Source organism: Nitratifractor salsuginis DSM 16511, assembly GCF_000186245.1.
GTDB classification, from domain to species: domain Bacteria; phylum Campylobacterota; class Campylobacteria; order Campylobacterales; family Sulfurovaceae; genus Nitratifractor; species Nitratifractor salsuginis.
In genome coordinates this window covers 1,928,083-1,944,885 of record NC_014935.1, presented here as the reverse complement: position 1 = coordinate 1,944,885, position 16,803 = coordinate 1,928,083, and the positions used below count along the sequence as shown (strand labels likewise).

General features: G+C 54.2%; 13 protein-coding genes and 2 tRNA genes. All 15 read left to right on the top strand.

Features of this window, described 5'->3' with window-relative positions; translation table 11 throughout:
• Positions 1-34 precede the first annotated feature (34 nt).
• Positions 35-109, top strand: a tRNA-Thr gene (locus NITSA_RS09920).
• 135 nt (positions 110-244) lie between these two features.
• A complete protein-coding gene (gene tuf, locus NITSA_RS09915) occupies positions 245-1,453 on the top strand; it encodes an elongation factor Tu (protein WP_013554900.1) in 1,209 nt (402 codons plus the stop codon).
• Positions 1,454-1,495: 42 nt separating this feature from the next.
• Complete coding sequence (gene rpmG / locus NITSA_RS11205; protein ID WP_013554899.1) at positions 1,496-1,648, top strand: 50S ribosomal protein L33; 153 nt, start codon at positions 1,496-1,498, stop codon at positions 1,646-1,648.
• A gap of 24 nt (positions 1,649-1,672) precedes the next feature.
• Positions 1,673-1,748, top strand: a tRNA-Trp gene (locus NITSA_RS09910).
• Positions 1,749-1,762: 14 nt separating this feature from the next.
• Positions 1,763-1,942 carry a preprotein translocase subunit SecE gene (gene secE / locus NITSA_RS09905; RefSeq protein WP_013554898.1) on the top strand — a complete coding sequence of 60 codons (180 nt, stop codon included), beginning with the start codon at positions 1,763-1,765 and terminating at the stop codon, positions 1,940-1,942.
• A gap of 15 nt (positions 1,943-1,957) precedes the next feature.
• Positions 1,958-2,488, top strand: coding sequence for a transcription termination/antitermination protein NusG (gene nusG / locus NITSA_RS09900; protein WP_013554897.1), 531 nt, complete (start codon positions 1,958-1,960; stop codon positions 2,486-2,488).
• 15 nt (positions 2,489-2,503) lie between these two features.
• Positions 2,504-2,929 (top strand): 50S ribosomal protein L11, encoded by a 426-nt coding sequence (gene rplK / locus NITSA_RS09895; protein WP_013554896.1) that lies wholly within the window; start codon positions 2,504-2,506, stop codon positions 2,927-2,929.
• A 56-nt stretch (positions 2,930-2,985) separates the two neighbouring features.
• Positions 2,986-3,690: a 50S ribosomal protein L1 gene (gene rplA / locus NITSA_RS09890; RefSeq protein WP_013554895.1), complete on the top strand. Its 705-nt coding sequence runs from the start codon at positions 2,986-2,988 to the stop codon at positions 3,688-3,690.
• A 121-nt stretch (positions 3,691-3,811) separates the two neighbouring features.
• Positions 3,812-4,297, top strand: coding sequence for a 50S ribosomal protein L10 (gene rplJ, locus NITSA_RS09885; RefSeq protein ID WP_013554894.1), 486 nt, complete (start codon positions 3,812-3,814; stop codon positions 4,295-4,297).
• 69 nt (positions 4,298-4,366) lie between these two features.
• Positions 4,367-4,741 carry a 50S ribosomal protein L7/L12 gene (gene rplL / locus NITSA_RS09880; protein WP_013554893.1) on the top strand — a complete coding sequence of 125 codons (375 nt, stop codon included), beginning with the start codon at positions 4,367-4,369 and terminating at the stop codon, positions 4,739-4,741.
• Positions 4,742-4,867: 126 nt separating this feature from the next.
• Positions 4,868-9,025 carry a DNA-directed RNA polymerase subunit beta gene (gene rpoB, locus NITSA_RS09875; protein WP_013554892.1) on the top strand — a complete coding sequence of 1,386 codons (4,158 nt, stop codon included), beginning with the start codon at positions 4,868-4,870 and terminating at the stop codon, positions 9,023-9,025.
• Positions 9,022-13,548 (top strand): DNA-directed RNA polymerase subunit beta', encoded by a 4,527-nt coding sequence (gene rpoC / locus NITSA_RS09870; RefSeq protein ID WP_013554891.1) that lies wholly within the window; start codon positions 9,022-9,024, stop codon positions 13,546-13,548. Before rpoB ends, rpoC begins: the two co-directional genes overlap by 4 nt.
• A gap of 198 nt (positions 13,549-13,746) precedes the next feature.
• Positions 13,747-14,118 carry a 30S ribosomal protein S12 gene (rpsL, locus tag NITSA_RS09865; RefSeq protein WP_013554890.1) on the top strand — a complete coding sequence of 124 codons (372 nt, stop codon included), beginning with the start codon at positions 13,747-13,749 and terminating at the stop codon, positions 14,116-14,118.
• A 108-nt stretch (positions 14,119-14,226) separates the two neighbouring features.
• Complete coding sequence (gene rpsG / locus NITSA_RS09860) at positions 14,227-14,694, top strand: 30S ribosomal protein S7 (protein WP_013554889.1); 468 nt, start codon at positions 14,227-14,229, stop codon at positions 14,692-14,694.
• Positions 14,695-14,709: 15 nt separating this feature from the next.
• Complete coding sequence (fusA, locus tag NITSA_RS09855; RefSeq protein ID WP_013554888.1) at positions 14,710-16,791, top strand: elongation factor G; 2,082 nt, start codon at positions 14,710-14,712, stop codon at positions 16,789-16,791.
• Positions 16,792-16,803 lie beyond the last annotated feature (12 nt).

Here is a 16,803-nt window from a genome sequence, read left to right as displayed (position 1 = left end):
ACACACTGATAACAATTCACCATATCTTTTCAACGCCCAGATAGCTCAGGGGCAGAGCACTTCCTTGGTAAGGAAGAGGTCGGCGGTTCAAATCCGCTTCTGGGCTCCAGACTACCATACTAATCGGCTGAATATGGACAGGAGTACAACCTCGGGGTTGGAGTCTTGTCCATAGTGTTGGGCATGGGGTCTAAGCAGATTCTGATATAATATCAGCCGCAAATTACAAAGCTAGGAGAACACAATGGCTAAAGAAAAATTTGAGCGTACCAAACCTCACGTCAACATTGGTACCATCGGTCACGTTGACCACGGAAAGACTACGCTGACCGCTGCCATCACTGCAGTGCTTGCCAACAAGAACAACTCGGAGATGATGGACTACGATCAGATCGACAACGCTCCCGAAGAGCGCGAGCGCGGTATTACCATCGCAACTTCTCACGTTGAATATGAGACTGACAAGCGTCACTACGCTCACGTCGACTGCCCCGGCCACGCCGACTACGTCAAAAACATGATTACCGGTGCGGCTCAGATGGACGGTGCGATCCTGGTTATCGCCGCGACCGACGGCCCGATGGCTCAGACTCGTGAGCACATCCTCCTCTCCCGCCAGGTTGGTGTTCCTTACATCGTTGTCTTCCTGAACAAAGAAGATCAGCTTGATGAAGAGGACAAAGAAGAGATGCTCGAACTGGTCGAGATGGAAGTTCGCGAACTCCTCAACGAGTACGAGTTCCCCGGTGACGACACTCCCATCGTAGCCGGTTCCGCCTACCAGGCACTCGAAGAGGCCAAAAAAGGTCAACTGGGTGAGTGGTCTGAAAAGATCCTCAAGCTGATGGAAGAGGTAGACAACTACATTCCCGATCCCGAGCGTGAGACCGACAAGCCCTTCCTGATGCCCATCGAGGACATCTTCTCCATCCAGGGGCGTGGTACCGTTGTTACCGGTAAGATCGAGCGTGGTAAAGTCTGCGTCGGTGACGAAGTAGAGATCGTTGGTCTGAAAGATACTCAGAAGACGACCGTTACCGGTGTCGAGATGTTCCGTAAAGAGATGGATTGCGGTGAAGCAGGTGACAACTGTGGTGTCCTCCTCCGTGGTACTGCCAAAGAGGATGTTCAGCGCGGTATGGTTCTCTGCCAGCCCGGTTCCATCACTCCTCACACCAAGTTCGAGGCTGAGGTTTACGTCCTGACCAAAGAGGAAGGTGGTCGCCATACTCCTTTCTTCAACAACTATCGTCCTCAGTTCTACGTCCGGACAACCGACGTAACCGGTTCCGTTATCCTCCCCGAGGGTACCGAGATGGTTATGCCCGGTGACAACGTTAAGCTGAATGTTGAGCTGATCGCTCCGATCGCTCTCGAAGAAGGAACCCGCTTCGCTATCCGTGAGGGTGGTCGGACCGTTGGTGCCGGTGTTGTTACCAAGATTATCGAGTAATTACACCCAAAGCCGGTTTAACCGGTAAAGATTGGAGTAACGATGAGAGAAACTGTTCATCTCGGTTGTGAAAAGTGCACACGTCGCAATTACCACACAACCAAAAACAAGAAAAACACCACAGAGAAACTCGCCCTGCGCAAGTATTGCAAGTGGTGTAAGACCCATACGGTCCATAAAGAGATGAAGCTCTAAGAGGCTTCGCTCTTCTTATCAGATAGGCCAATAGCTCAGTTGGTAGAGCACTGGTCTCCAAAACCAGGTGTCGGGGGTTCGAGTCCCTCTTGGCCTGCCATCAAGAAGGTAGATATGAACAAACTGATAAAGTTTATCAAAGACGCAAAAGTAGAACTTGATAAGGTCATCTTCCCTACCAAGGTACAAGTCCGTCAAGCTTTCGTAGCTGTCGTGCTTGTAGTGACCGTAATATCTATTTTCCTGGCACTGGTCGACATGCTGATGTCGGCCATTGTCTCTTCAACCCTATAAGCAAGGCTTTCAACGATGGCTCATCAATGGTACGCAATCCAAACCTATGCGGGAAGTGAACGCTCCGTCAAACGCGCGATCGAACAGATGGTCGAGGATTACGGTCTTCAGGACCGCATCGACAAGGTCGTTGTCCCGACCGAAGAGGTGATCGAGGTCAAAAACGGCCAGAAAAAGATCACGGAACGTTCGCTCTATTCCGGATATGTCTTCGCACATATCGATCTGGATACCGATCTCTGGCACAAAATCCAGAGTCTTCCCCGAGTCTCCCGCTTCATCGGTGAGCAAAAGACGCCGACTCCCCTGAATGAATCGGACATAAAGCTGATTCTGGAGAAGATGGAGAACAAAAAACCTCCCCGTCCGAAAGTCGATTTCGAACCGGGTGAGATGGTACGTATTATTGATGGACCATTTGCGAACTTTACCGGAATGGTTGAGGAGTACGATCTTGATCACGGAAAGTTGAAGCTCAATGTATCGATCTTCGGGCGGAACACTCCTGTCGAGATCGACTATACCCAAGTGGAAAAAATAATCTAAAGTAAGGAACAGACGATGGCAAAGAAGATTGCTGAAAAATTCAAATTGATGATTCCTGCCGGACAGGCCAACCCCTCACCTCCGGTCGGTCCCGCTCTCGGTCAGCGCGGTGTAAACATCATGGAGTTCTGCAAAGCGTTCAACGAAAAAACCAAAGACAAGATGGGGTTCAAAATCCCCGTCGAAATCACCGTGTATACCGACCGCAGCTTTACCTTCGAAACCAAGCAGCCGCCTGCTAGCGACCTGATTATGAAGGAAGCCGGTATCAAGAAGGGAAGTGATAACCCCCTTCTGAACAAAGTAGCTACCATCACCAAGGAACAGCTGCTCAAAATCGTCGATCTGAAGATTGAAGACCTCAATACCGACGATCGGGAACAAGCGGCGAAAATCATCGCCGGTTCCTGCCGAAGTATGGGTGTCGAAATCGTCGACTGATCCTTTGACCACTTGGATCCAAAAGAAAGTGGGAGCCTATTTAAGCGGAGAATGAAATGTCCAAGAAAATGAGTAAAAGAAAACAAGCTCTTCTCGAAAAAATCGATAAGAACAAAGCTTACGGTGTCGAAGAGGCTGTCAAGACGGTCAAAGACTTGAAATCTGCCAAATTCGACGAAACCGTTGAGATCGCGATGAACCTGAATGTCGATCCACGCCATGCGGATCAGATGATTCGCGGTTCTGTCGTCCTTCCCCACGGAACGGGAAAAAATGTCCGTGTCGCCGTTTTTGCCAAAGGTGACAAGGTCGACGAGGCCAAAGCAGCCGGTGCCGATTTGGTCGGTAGCGACGAATTGATCGAGCAGATCCAAAACGGAAATATCGATTTCGATATCGTTATCGCCACTCCCGATATGATGGGTGTCCTTGGTAAAGTCGCACGGATCCTTGGGCCCAAAGGTCTGATGCCAAACCCCAAGACGGGAACCGTAACCATGGATGTCGCCCAGGCTGTCAAAAACGCCAAGGGTGGTCAGGTCAACTTTCGGGTCGACAAAAAAGGAAATATGCATGCCGGTATCGGCAAGGCAAGTTTCGGTGAAAAAGAGTTGATCGAAAACCTCACGGCGTTTGTTGAAAAGATCAACCGCGCCAAGCCTGCCAGTGCCAAGGGGCGCTACATTCAGAATGCAGCCCTCAGCCTGACAATGAGTCCTTCTGTCAAGCTCGATACCAACGAGCTGATGGAGATCAAATAAGGCCTGATCGGGCCTTCATCTTGACTGAAGACAATAGGGGCGCAAGCTTAAATACGATCTTCCATCTTTGGGAGATCGCCCTGTCAGGGGAAGCCCTGTTGGAAGTCTGAAAGGAGAAACGATGACCAGAGCAGAAAAAGAGCAGCTTGTCGCTGAGCTGACTGCAGCTTTCAGCGAGTCAAACGCTATTGTAGTCTGTGACTACAAAGGTTTGACCTGCCAGGAGCTCGAGCATGTTCGCCATTTGGCGGCGCAGAACGATGCGCACGTCAAAGTCGTCAAGAACACGCTGGCAAGCCTGGCACTGAAAAATGCGGGCATCGACGATCTGCAGCTTCGCGATACCAACCTGATGGTTTGGGGCGAAGATCAGATTTCGACCTGCAAAACAGCCGACAAAGCCGCAACCGAGTTCAAGAACCGCTTTGTAATCAAAGCCGGTGCCCTGGAAGGCAAATCTGTCGACCTGGCTACCATCATGGCTATGGCTAAACTGCCCAGCCGTGACGAACTGATCGGTATGCTTCTAAATGTCTGGATGGCTCCGATCCGCAACTTTACGATTGGATTGGATGCTCTTCGACAGAAAAAAGAAGAAGAGGCATAAGCGAGGGTGAGTCACGCCTGGTGCGATGACTCTTTTGTAAGTGATAATATATAAGCAAAAGGATAGAACATGGCATGTACAAAAGAAGATGTACTTGAATTCATTTCCAATCTGAGCGTTCTCGAGCTCAGCGAACTGGTCAAAGAGTTTGAAGAGAAATTCGGCGTTTCCGCCCAGGCGACTGTCGTCGCTGCCGCTCCCGGTGCTGCCGGTGGTGAGGCTGAAGAAGAGCAGACTGAATTTGATGTCGTTCTGACCAGCCCCGGTGCGAAGAAGATCAACGTCATTAAAGTAGTCCGTGCTGTCACCGGTCTTGGCCTCAAAGAAGCTAAAGCCGCTGTTGAAGAGACTCCTACTGTTATCAAAGAGGGTGTCTCCAAAGAGGAAGCCGAAGAGCTCAAAAAACAATTCGAAGAAGCCGGCGCTACCGTCGAACTCAAGTAAGAAACCTTTTCGGGGCTTGGCCCCGGTTCCTCCCTGATACGGATGCAGAGAGAAACTATTTTCAATAGTTACTTTGTGTATCTGCGTACAGTACCAACCACAGAAACCATACATTAAGGTCTGCCAATGTTAAATTCACTCCACTCCGGAAACAGGCTTCGTGTCGACTTCTCCAAAACCCCACGACAGATCGAGATTCCTCACCTACTTCAGCTCCAGCAGAACAGTTACGAGAATTTTTTGATGATGGATGCGAAAGATCGCTCCAACAGTATCATTGAGAAGGTCTTCCGTTCCTCGTTCCCGATCCACGATCAGCAGAACCGTATCACCCTCAGCTACAAGGGGAGTGAAATCATCAAGCCCAAGTACACCATTCGCGAATGTATGGAGCGGGGATTGACCTATTCGGTTTCCCTCAAGCTCAAGATCGCTCTGACCATCTGGAACCGTGACGAGAGGACCGGAGAGCGCCTCGATCCCAAAGAGATCAAAGAGCAGGCGATCTATGTTCGTGACATTCCTCTGATGACCGATCGAACCTCCTTTATCGTCAACGGTGTCGAGCGGGTCATCGTCAACCAGCTCCACCGCAGTCCCGGGGTTATCTTCAAAGAAGCTGAGGCGGCGACGGTCGCGAACAAGCTGATCTACTCCGCCCAGATCATCCCCGACCGGGGGAGCTGGCTCTACTTCGAGTATGACGCCAAAGACATCCTCTACGCCCGGATCAACAAGCGCCGGAAGATTCCTGTAACGATCCTTTTCCGTGCGCTCGACTACACCAAAGAGGATATTATCAAACTCTTCTACCCCACCAAAGAGATTCATATCCGCGACGGACGGTTCATCGTCCGTTTCGACCCGGCCGATTTCGTCGGAAGGGCAGAGTATGACATCCGGGACGTCGACGGCAACGTGATCGTCAATATGGGCAAGCGTTTGACCAAGAAGAAGGCCCAGAAGCTGGCGGATGAGGGGCTCGAATGGGTTGAGTATCCCGTGGAGATCCTTATGGATCGCCATTTGGCGGAACCGATCATCGACCAGGAGAGCGGTGAAGTTATTTACGATGTCATTACCCAGCTCGATGAGAACAAGATCCGCAAAATCGTCGAAATGGGGATCGAATCTTTCAAAATCGCCGACGATCTTGCCGAAGGCACCGACAGTTCGATCATCCGTTCCTTTATCGCCGATCAGGAGAGTCTGAAACTTCTGAAACAGACCGAAGAGATCGATGACGAGAATCTGCTCTCCGCGATCCGCATCTATAAAGTGATGCGCCCTGGAGAGCCGGTGACGCCCGAAGCGGCCAAAGCCTTCCTGCGGCAGCTTTTCTTCGATCCAGAGCGTTATGACCTGACCAAAGTCGGTCGGATGAAGATGAACCATAAACTGGGTCAGGATGTTCCCGAGTATGTGACCGTCCTGACAAGCGAAGATATCATCAATACCGTCAAATACCTGATCAAGGTGAAAAACGGCGAAGGGCAGATCGACGACCGGGATCACCTGGGGAACCGGCGGATCCGTGCCATCGGGGAACTTCTGGGCAATGAACTGCACAACGGCCTGATGAAGATGCAGAAGGCGATCAAAGACAAGATGACCACCGTCAGCGGTTCTCTGGATGATCTGATGCCCCACGATCTGGTCAACTCCAAAATGATCACCAATACCATTTTGGAATTCTTCTCCGGCGGTCAGCTGAGCCAGTTTATGGACCAGACCAACCCCCTCTCGGAGGTGACTCACAAGCGTCGTCTCTCGGCCCTGGGAGAAGGCGGACTGGTCAAAGAGCGTGCCGGCTTTGAAGTCCGGGACGTCCACCCGACCCATTATGGCCGGATCTGCCCCATCGAGACGCCGGAAGGTCAGAACATCGGTCTGATCAACACCTTGGCAACCTACGCCAAGGTCAACGATCTGGGCTTCATCGAAGCGCCCTACAAGGTCGTCAAGGATCGCAAGGTCACCGACGAGATCGTTTACATCACGGCGACGCAGGAAGAGAACAAGGTGATCGCTCCCGCTTCGACCAAAGTCGATGAGAACGGTTACATCGTCGAGGACCTCATTGAGACACGCCTCAACGGAAACATCGGGCTCAACGAAGCGGAGAAGGTCAACCTAATCGACGTGGCTCCCCTGATGGTTTCCGGTGCGACCGCGGCCCTGATTCCCTTCCTGGAACACGACGACGCCAACCGGGCCCTGATGGGATCGAACATGCAGCGCCAGGCCGTTCCTCTGCTCAAACCCGAAGCTCCCATGGTGGGAACCGGAATGGAAGCGATCGTCGCCAGAGATGCCTGGGAAGCGATCAAAGCCAAGCGGACCGGCGTGGTAGAGAAAGTCGACGCCCGGAACATCTATGTCAAAGGTGAAGACGAGAACGGTCTCTTTATCGACCACTATGTTCTCGAGAAGAATATGCGGACCAACCAGAACACCAGTTTCGGTCAGGTCCCCATCGTTCACGTGGGCCAGGAAGTTAAAAAAGGGCAAGTGATCGCCGACGGTCCCAACATGGATCAGGGGGAGCTCGCCATCGGGAAGAACATTCTCGTCGCCTTTATGCCCTGGAACGGTTACAACTACGAGGATGCGATCATTCTTTCCGAGAAACTGATCCGTGAAGACACCTTTACTTCGGTGCACATTTACGAAAAAGAGATCGAAGCTCGGGAACTCAAGCACGGAACCGAGGAGATCACCCGGGATATCCCCAACATCCGCGAAGAGGATCTGATGCACCTCGATGAGAGCGGAATTGTCAAGATCGGAACCCATGTCAAACCCGGCATGATCCTGGTAGGAAAAGTCTCTCCCAAGGGTGAGATCAAACCGACTCCCGAAGAGCGGCTGCTGCGGGCGATCTTCGGCGACAAAGCGGGCCACGTGGTCAACAAGTCCCTCTACTGCCCCGCATCGATGGAGGGAGTCGTCGTCGACATCAAGATCTTTACCAAAAAAGGTTATGAGAAGGATGCCCGGGCGATCCGCGCTTACGAAGAGGAGCGGGCCCGCCTCGATCGGGATCACCATGACAAACTGCTGATGATTGACCGGGAGGAGATTCTCCAGATCACTTCGTTCCTGGCCAAACAGCCCCTGGCTCAGGATGTGACGGTCGGTGAGAAGACTTACAAGGCGGGGGAGAAGATCCCCGAAGAGGAGATCGCTTCCATCAACCGCTTTGCTCTGAGAAACGTAGTCGCTTCCTATCCCGAAGAGGTGCAAAAAGAGTATGAGGCGATGAAAAACTCCTTCCTGAAGCAGAAGAAGCGCCTCAAGACCGAGCACGAAGAGAAGCTGCAGATTCTGGAGAAGGACGACATCCTTCCCAGCGGTGTGACCAAGCTGGTCAAAGTCTACATCGCCACCAAGCGGAAGATCAAAGTCGGGGACAAGATGGCGGGACGCCACGGAAACAAAGGTATCGTCTCCAACATCGTTCCCGAGATCGATATGCCCTATATGGAAGACGGCACGCCGGTCGATCTGATCCTCAACCCGCTGGGGGTCCCCTCGCGGATGAACATCGGTCAGATCCTGGAGGTCCACCTGGGGCTCATCGGCAAAAAGCTTGGAGCCCAGATCCAGGAGATCTACGAGAGCAAGCGCGCCGATTTCGTCAAAGAGCTGCGTGCCAAGATGAAAGAGATCGCCGACACCGCCAAGCTGATGAAGGCCAAGAACGAGCTGGAGACGATGAGCGACGAGGAGCTCCTGGAGTATGCCCGCGATTGGGCCAAAGGGGTTAAGTTCGCCGCTCCCGCCTTCGAATCACCCAACGAAGAGGAGTTTGCCAAACTCTTCGAACTGGCCAAGATCGACAGTGACGGCAAAACGGTTCTCTACGACGGTAAGACCGGTGAGAGGATGCTCGAGCGGGTCAATGTGGGCTATATGTATATGCTCAAACTTCATCACCTGGTCGATGAAAAAGTCCACGCACGGAGCACCGGCCCCTATTCGCTGGTCACCCAGCAACCGGTGGGCGGTAAGGCCCTCTTCGGAGGCCAGCGTTTCGGAGAGATGGAAGTTTGGGCCCTGGAGGCATACGGTGCCGCCCATACCCTCAAAGAGATGCTCACCATCAAGTCGGACGACGTCGAAGGACGTGCCCGGGCCTACCGCGCCATTACACGGGGCGAGAGCGTACCCGAGTCGGGAATTCCCGAGACGATGTTCGTTCTGACGAAAGAGCTGCAGGCACTGGGTCTGGATGTGGAGCTGTATGAGAAGAAAAATGAAGAGGAAGAGAGTGAAGCATGAGTAAGAGTCTTGAAAACCTTGTCCCCATCGATATGAGTGGTGAAGAGCGTCCCCGTGACATCGAGGCGCTCCAGCTTCGGGTCGCCAGCCCCGAAAAGATCCTCTCCTGGAGTTACGGCGAAGTCAAAAAGCCCGAGACCATCAACTACCGGACCCTCAAGCCGGAGCGTGATGGACTTTTCTGTGCCAAGATTTTCGGACCGATCCGGGATTACGAGTGTCTCTGCGGTAAATACAAAAAGATGCGCTACAAAGGCGTCGTCTGTGAAAAGTGCGGGGTTGAAGTCACCAGCTCCAAGGTCCGCCGCGACCGTATGGGCCACATCGAGCTGGTCGCTCCCGTCGCCCACATCTGGTATGTCAGCTCCCTTCCCTCCCGGATCGGAACCCTGCTCGGGATCAAGATGAAGGATCTGGAGCGCGTGCTCTACTACGAAGCCTACATCGTCAAAACCCCCGGGGAAGCCTATTATGACAGCGAAGGGACTTCTCCTGTTCAAAAATACGATGTGCTCAACGAAGAGCAGTATCAGCACCTGAGCAAGCATTTCGCCGAGACGGGATTTGATGCCCGGATGGGCGGTGAAGTGGTGCAGGAACTGCTGGCGGAGCTGGACCTGGTTGAAATGCTGATGCAACTCAAAGAGGAGATCGCCGCGACCAAGTCCGAGGCCAAGCGCAAGACCATCGTCAAGCGTCTGAAGGTCATCGAAGCTTTCCTCGATTCGGGCAACCGCCCCGAATGGATGATGCTGACCTACCTGCCGGTTCTGCCTCCCGATCTGCGTCCTCTGGTCGCCCTCGATGGCGGTAAATTCGCCGTCAGTGACGTCAACGACCTCTATCGCCGGGTTATCAACCGCAACCAGCGTCTGAAGCGCCTGTTGGAGCTTGAAGCCCCTGAGATCATCGTCCGCAACGAGAAGCGGATGCTGCAGGAGGCGGTGGACGCCCTCTTCGACAACGGACGCCGCGGCAACGCCGTCAAGGGAGCCAACAAACGTCCCCTCAAGTCCCTGAGTGAAATCATCAAAGGAAAGCAGGGGCGTTTCCGCCAGAACCTGCTGGGTAAACGGGTCGACTTCTCCGGACGTTCCGTCATCGTCGTCGGTCCCGACCTGAAGATGGATCAGTGCGGACTGCCCAAGAAGATGGCTCTGGAGCTCTTCAAGCCCCACCTGATGGCCAAACTGGAGGAGAAGGGGTACGCCACGACCCTCAAGCAGGCCAAGAAGATGATCGAGATGCAGACCAACGAAGTCTGGGAGTGCCTCGAAGAGGTGGTCGAGAGCTATCCCGTCCTCCTCAACCGGGCACCGACGCTGCACAAACTCTCGATTCAGGCTTTCCACCCCCGCCTGATCGAAGGGAAAGCGATCCAGCTCCATCCTCTGGTCTGTGCCGCGTTCAACGCCGACTTTGACGGGGACCAGATGGCGGTCCACGTACCTCTGAGCGACGAAGCGATCGCTGAGGCGAAAATCCTGATGCTCAGCTCGATGAATATTCTGCTGCCCGCATCGGGTAAGGCGATTGCCGTGCCCTCCCAGGATATGATTCTGGGACTCTATTATCTTTCTCTGGAGAAAGCGGACGTCAAGGGAGCCCACAAGCTCTTCTCCAATGTCGATGAAGTCCTCATCGCCTACGAGCAGCAGACCCTCGACCTCAATGCGCGGATCCGTACCGTGGTCGACGGCAGCATCGTCACCACTACCGTCGGTCGTCTGATCCTCAAGTCGATCATGCCCGACTATGTGCCCGAAAACCTCTGGAACCGTGTCCTGAAGAAAAAGGACATTGCCGGCCTGGTCGACTATATCTATAAGCACAGCGGGATCAAGCTGACGGCGGAATTCCTGGACAACCTCAAGGATATGGGATTCAAGTACGCCACCCACGCCGGCGTCTCCATCTCCGTCGACGATATCAAGACGCCGGAAGCGAAGGAGCGGATCGTTCGGGAAGCCAAAGAGAAGGTTTACGAGATTCAGAAACAGTTCGCTGCCGGTTTGCTGACCGAGCAGGAGCGCTACAACAAGATTATCGATATCTGGACCGATGCCAACAACGCCATCGCCGATGAGCTGATGAAGCTGATCAAGGAAGACAAAAACGGATTCAACTCCGTCTATATGATGGCGGACTCCGGAGCACGGGGTTCGGCGGCTCAGATCCGCCAGCTCTCCGGTATGCGGGGATTGATGGCCAAATCCGACGGATCGATTATTGAAACGCCCATTACTTCAAATTTCCGGGAAGGGCTCAACGTGCTGGAGTACTTCATCTCCACCCACGGTGCGCGGAAAGGTTTGGCGGATACGGCGCTCAAGACGGCCAACGCCGGATACCTGACCCGGAAGCTGATCGACGTTGCCCAGAATGTCAAAGTCTCGATGGAAGACTGCGGAACCCACGAAGGGGTCGAAGTCTCCGACATCCTGGTCGGTAACGAATTGATCGAATCCCTCGCCGACCGTGTCTACGGTCGTGTGGTAGCCAAGGATGTTCTTGACCCTGTCACCAATGAAGTGCTTCTGGTCGAGGGACAGCTCATCGGTGAAGAGGAAGCCCGCCTGATCAAAGAGGCCGGTGTCCGCTCGGTCGTGATGCGTGCTCCCGCTACCTGTAAAGCGCCCAAGGGAATCTGTGCCAAGTGCTACGGATTGAACATGGCGGAAAACCGCTTGGTCAAACCCGGCGAAGCGGTCGGAGTCATCGCTGCCCAATCCATCGGTGAGCCCGGTACCCAGCTGACCCTGCGGACCTTCCACACCGGGGGTACCGCGACCGCGGGCAAAGAGGAGCGCCAGGTCGTCGCGACCAAAGAGGGCTTTGTCCGCTACTACAACCTCTCGGTCTACCGGAACCGTGAAGGGAAGCTGATCGTCGCCAACCGCCGTAACGCGGGTGTCCTGCTCGTCGAGCCCAAGATCAAGGCACTCTTCGACGGGAAACTCTCCGTCGTCAACACCCACGACGAGGTCGTCCTACTTCTCAAAGGCAAGGATGAGGAGAAGAAATACACCTTCCGCCGCTCCGATGTCGCCCGGGCCAACGAACTGGCCGGTGTCGGCGGTAAAGTGGAAGGGAAAGTCTTCCTCCCCTATGAGAACGGGACCGAGATCAAAGAGGGCGATTCCATCGCCGAAGTGATCAAAGAGAGTTGGAACGTCCCCAACCATATCCCCTTCGCCAGTGAGTTGAAGGTGGAAGACGGCGCTCCCGTTACTCAGCCGGTCAAAGCCGACGCTCGGGGTCGTGTCGAGTATTTCCTGCTCGTCGGGGATTACCTCGAGCCTACCGACACCATCAAAAAGGGTGAACCGGTGGAAGAGAAGGGGCTTTTCGCCGTCATCGTCGACGAGAGCAACCGCGAAGCGGCGCGTCACTATATCTCCCGGGGCTCCATCATCCAGGTGGATGCCGGAGAGCAGATCGAACGGGGTGGCTTGATTTCCCAGCCCAAGGAACAAACCCAGATCGTGATCGCCGAGTGGGACCCCTACTCCGATCCGATCATCGCCGAGCAGAATGGACGGGTCAAATTCGAAGACATCATTCCCGGTGTGACCGCCAGCGAGCAGTTCGACGAACTCACCGGAGAGTCCCGCCTGGAGCTCAACGAGTATATTCCCGCGGCCTACAAACCGTCGATTCTGTTGGCCACGGAGGATGGAGAGATCGTCCGGTACAACCTGGATCCCAAAACCATTCTCTTCGTCCAGGACGGTGAAGAGGTCCAGATCGCCGACATCCTGGCCAAGAAGCCCAAAGCGGCCATCAAATCCAAGGATATCACCGGCGGTCTTCCCCGGGTCTCCGAACTCTTCGAAGCCCGCCGCCCCAAAGACATCGCCCTGATCGCCAAGATCGACGGTGTGGTCAGTTTCGGTAAGCCTCTGCGCGGCAAAGAGCGGATCATCATTACCGGAGACAACGGCCAGGTGACGGAGCAGTTTGTCGACAAAGGCAAGACGATCCTCGTCCATCCCGGCGAATATGTCCACACCGGTGAGCGCCTGACCGACGGTTTCGTCTCCAGCCACGATATTCTCGAAGCACTGGGTGAGAAGGCGCTCTACGAATACATCGTCAGCGAAGTCCAGCAGGTCTACCGCCGCCAGGGGGTTAACATCTCCGACAAGCACATCGAGATCATCGTTTCCCAGATGATGCGCCAGGTCAAGATCATCGACAGCGGGGATACCCGCTTTATCGCCGGAGATATCGTCTCCAAGCGGAAGTTTATGGAAGAGAACGCGCGGATTGTCGAGCGGGGCGGTGAGCCCGCCATCGCCGAGCCGATGCTGGTGGGAATCACCCGGGCCGCGGTCGGTGCCGACAGTATCATCTCCGCCGCCTCCTTCCAGGATACCACCAAGGTCCTCACCTCCGCCTCCATCGCCGGAACGGTAGATTATCTGGAGGACCTCAAGGAGAACGTCGTCATCGGACGTCTGATCCCGGTCGGTACCGGAATGATCCAGCCGGATAAACTGAAATTCTTTACTGCCGAGTAACTCCGCTACGCCTGGAACGGAATTCCCGGCCGGTACGGGATTCAATGATTTTTAAGTCTTCTTGACTATAATTACTGCCTATTTTTCCGTCGACAGCTCAAGAAGAGGCTCGCAGCGAGCCGCTTCTCGAGCTGTCTCAGCCCGGATTCAATTCTCTTAGAGAAACTCTATATAAAACAAGCATGAAAGGATGCAACTTTGCCTACCATCAACCAGTTGATCCGCAAAGAGCGGAAAAAGGTGATCAAAAAGTCCAAATCACCTGCCCTAGTAAACTGTCCTCAGCGTCGCGGTGTCTGCACCCGCGTCTATACCACGACCCCCAAGAAGCCGAACTCCGCGCTTCGTAAGGTCGCGAAAGTCCGCCTCACCAGCGGCTTTGAAGTCATCTCCTACATTGGCGGTGAAGGTCACAACCTTCAGGAACACTCCATCGTTCTGGTCCGCGGCGGCCGGGTCAAAGACCTTCCCGGTGTGAAGTATCACATCGTCCGCGGTGCCCTCGATGCCGCTGGAGTCGCCAACCGGAAGGTTTCCCGCTCCAAGTACGGAACCAAGCGGCCCAAGTAAGCCGAATTTTTTGCACGCGGCTCTGTCCGCCAAAATCAGGCTTCACCGATCAACCTTCGCGGGTGAAGTTTGAGTAAATCAATTGTCGATTGAAGAAAGGAAAGATTGATGAGAAGAAGAAGAGCGCCTCAGCGTCCGGTCATGCCGGATCCTGTTCACGGAAGTAAAGTCCTGACCAAGTTTATCAATGCCGTCATGCTTGACGGCAAAAAGAGTGTCGCCCAGAAGATCATGTATGGTGCCCTGGAGAGAATTGAATCCAAAACCGGTGAAAAGGGTATTGATGTCTTCAACAAGGCGATGGAGAATGTCCGCCCTGTGATGGAAGTCAAAAGCCGTCGTGTCGGTGGAGCCACTTACCAGGTTCCCGTCGAAGTTCGCCCCGTTCGCCAGCAGTCTTTGGCGATCCGCTGGATCGTTGAAGCGGCACGCAAGCGTAATGAGCGGACAATGGTCGAGCGCCTGGCCAACGAGCTGATGGATGCCGCCACCGAAAAGGGTGCGGCATTCAAGAAGAAGGAAGATACCTACAAAATGGCCGAAGCCAACAAAGCCTTCGCCCATTATCGCTGGTAAGAAGAAGGAAAAAACATGCCCAGATCACATCCCCTGGAAAAAGTACGAAACATCGGAATCGCAGCCCACATCGACGCCGGAAAGACCACCACGACCGAGCGGATCCTCTTCTATACCGGGGTCAGCCACAAGATCGGTGAAGTCCATGACGGTGCCGCCACCATGGACTGGATGGAACAGGAGCAGGAGCGCGGGATCACCATTACCTCCGCGGCGACCACCTGTGAATGGAAAGGTCATCAGATCAACATTATCGACACTCCGGGCCACGTTGACTTCACCATCGAAGTCGAGCGTTCTATGCGTGTCCTTGACGGTGCGGTCGCTGTCTTCTGTTCGGTCGGCGGTGTCCAGCCCCAATCCGAAACCGTTTGGCGTCAGGCCAACAAATACCATGTTCCCCGTATGGTATTCGTCAACAAGATGGACCGGACCGGTGCGGACTTCTTCGAAGTCGAGCGTCAGATCAAAGATCGCCTCAACGCCAATCCAGTTCCCATTCAGATCCCCATCGGTGCCGAAGAGGATTTCAAAGGGGTTGTAGACCTGGTCGAGATGAAAGCGGTCATCTGGGACGACGATCAGTCTCTGATGGGGCAGAAGTACGAGGTCGTCGATATTCCCGAAGATCTTGTCGAACTGGCTGAAGAGTACCGTGAAAAGATGATTGAAGCGGTCGCCGAAACCAGCGACGAACTCCTCGACAAATATATGGAGGGCGAAGAGCTCACCAAAGAGGAGATCAAAGCGGGTCTGAAAAAGGGATGTATCGATCTGAGCATCGTTCCCATGACCTGTGGAACCGCCTTTAAAAACAAAGGGGTCCAGACACTGCTCGACGCGGTCGTCGATTACCTGCCTTCTCCTACCGAAGTTCCTCCCATCCGCGGTGAGTACGAAGACGGTACGGAAGTCTATGTCGAGTCGACTGACAACGGTCCGTTCGCCGCACTGGCGTTCAAGATCATGACCGACCCCTTCGTGGGTCAGCTGACCTTTATCCGCAGCTATCGGGGGGTCCTGAAGTCCGGTTCCTATGTCTACAATACCAGTAAAGACAAGAAAGAGCGCGTAGGTCGTCTGCTGAAAATGCACTCCAACAAGCGCGAAGAGATCAGTGAACTCTACGCCGGTGAAATCGGTGCCGTCGTGGGTCTGAAATATACTCTGACCGGCGATACTCTGGCCGATGAGAAAGACAAAGTCATTCTCGAAAAGATGGAGTTCCCCGATCCGGTTATCTCTGTCGCCGTCGAGCCCAAGACCAAGGCCGACCAGGAGAAGATGGGAATCGCCCTTCAGAAATTGGCACAGGAAGATCCCTCTTTCCGTGTAACAACTGACGAAGAGTCCGGCCAAACCATCATTTCCGGTATGGGTGAGCTTCACCTGGAGATCCTGGTCGACCGGATGATGCGTGAATTCAAGGTCGAAGCGGAAGTCGGTGCTCCCCAGGTCGCTTACCGCGAAACCATCAAGGCTCCCGTCAACCAGGAGTACAAATACGCCAAGCAGTCCGGTGGACGCGGTCAGTATGGACATGTTTTCCTGAAGATCGAGCCTCAGGAGCAGGGTGCCGGATACGAGTTTGTCGACGAGATCAAGGGGGGAGTCATTCCCAGAGAATATATCCCCGCCGTCGATAAAGGTATTCAGGAAGCGATGCAGCGCGGTATTCAGGCGGGCTATCCCGTCGAGGATGTCAAGGTGACCCTCTACGACGGAAGTTACCACGAAGTCGACTCTTCGGAGATGGCCTTCAAACTGGCCGGTTCTATGGGCTTCCGCGAAGGGGCCAAAAAGGCCAACCCCGTTATCCTCGAGCCGATCATGAAGGTCGAAGTCGAAGTCCCCGAAGAGTATATGGGTGACGTCATCGGCGATATCAACAAGCGCCGCGGTCAAATCAACGGTATGGGTGATCGTGCCGGTAATAAAATCGTCGACGCCTTCGTTCCCCTGGCGGAGATGTTCGGTTACTCCACCGACCTGCGCTCCATGACCCAGGGCCGGGCTACCTACGCGATGGAATTCGATCACTACGACGAAGTTCCCGCGAACGTGGCCAAAGAGATCATCGAGAAGCGCAACGGCTGATCGGGCCGGACC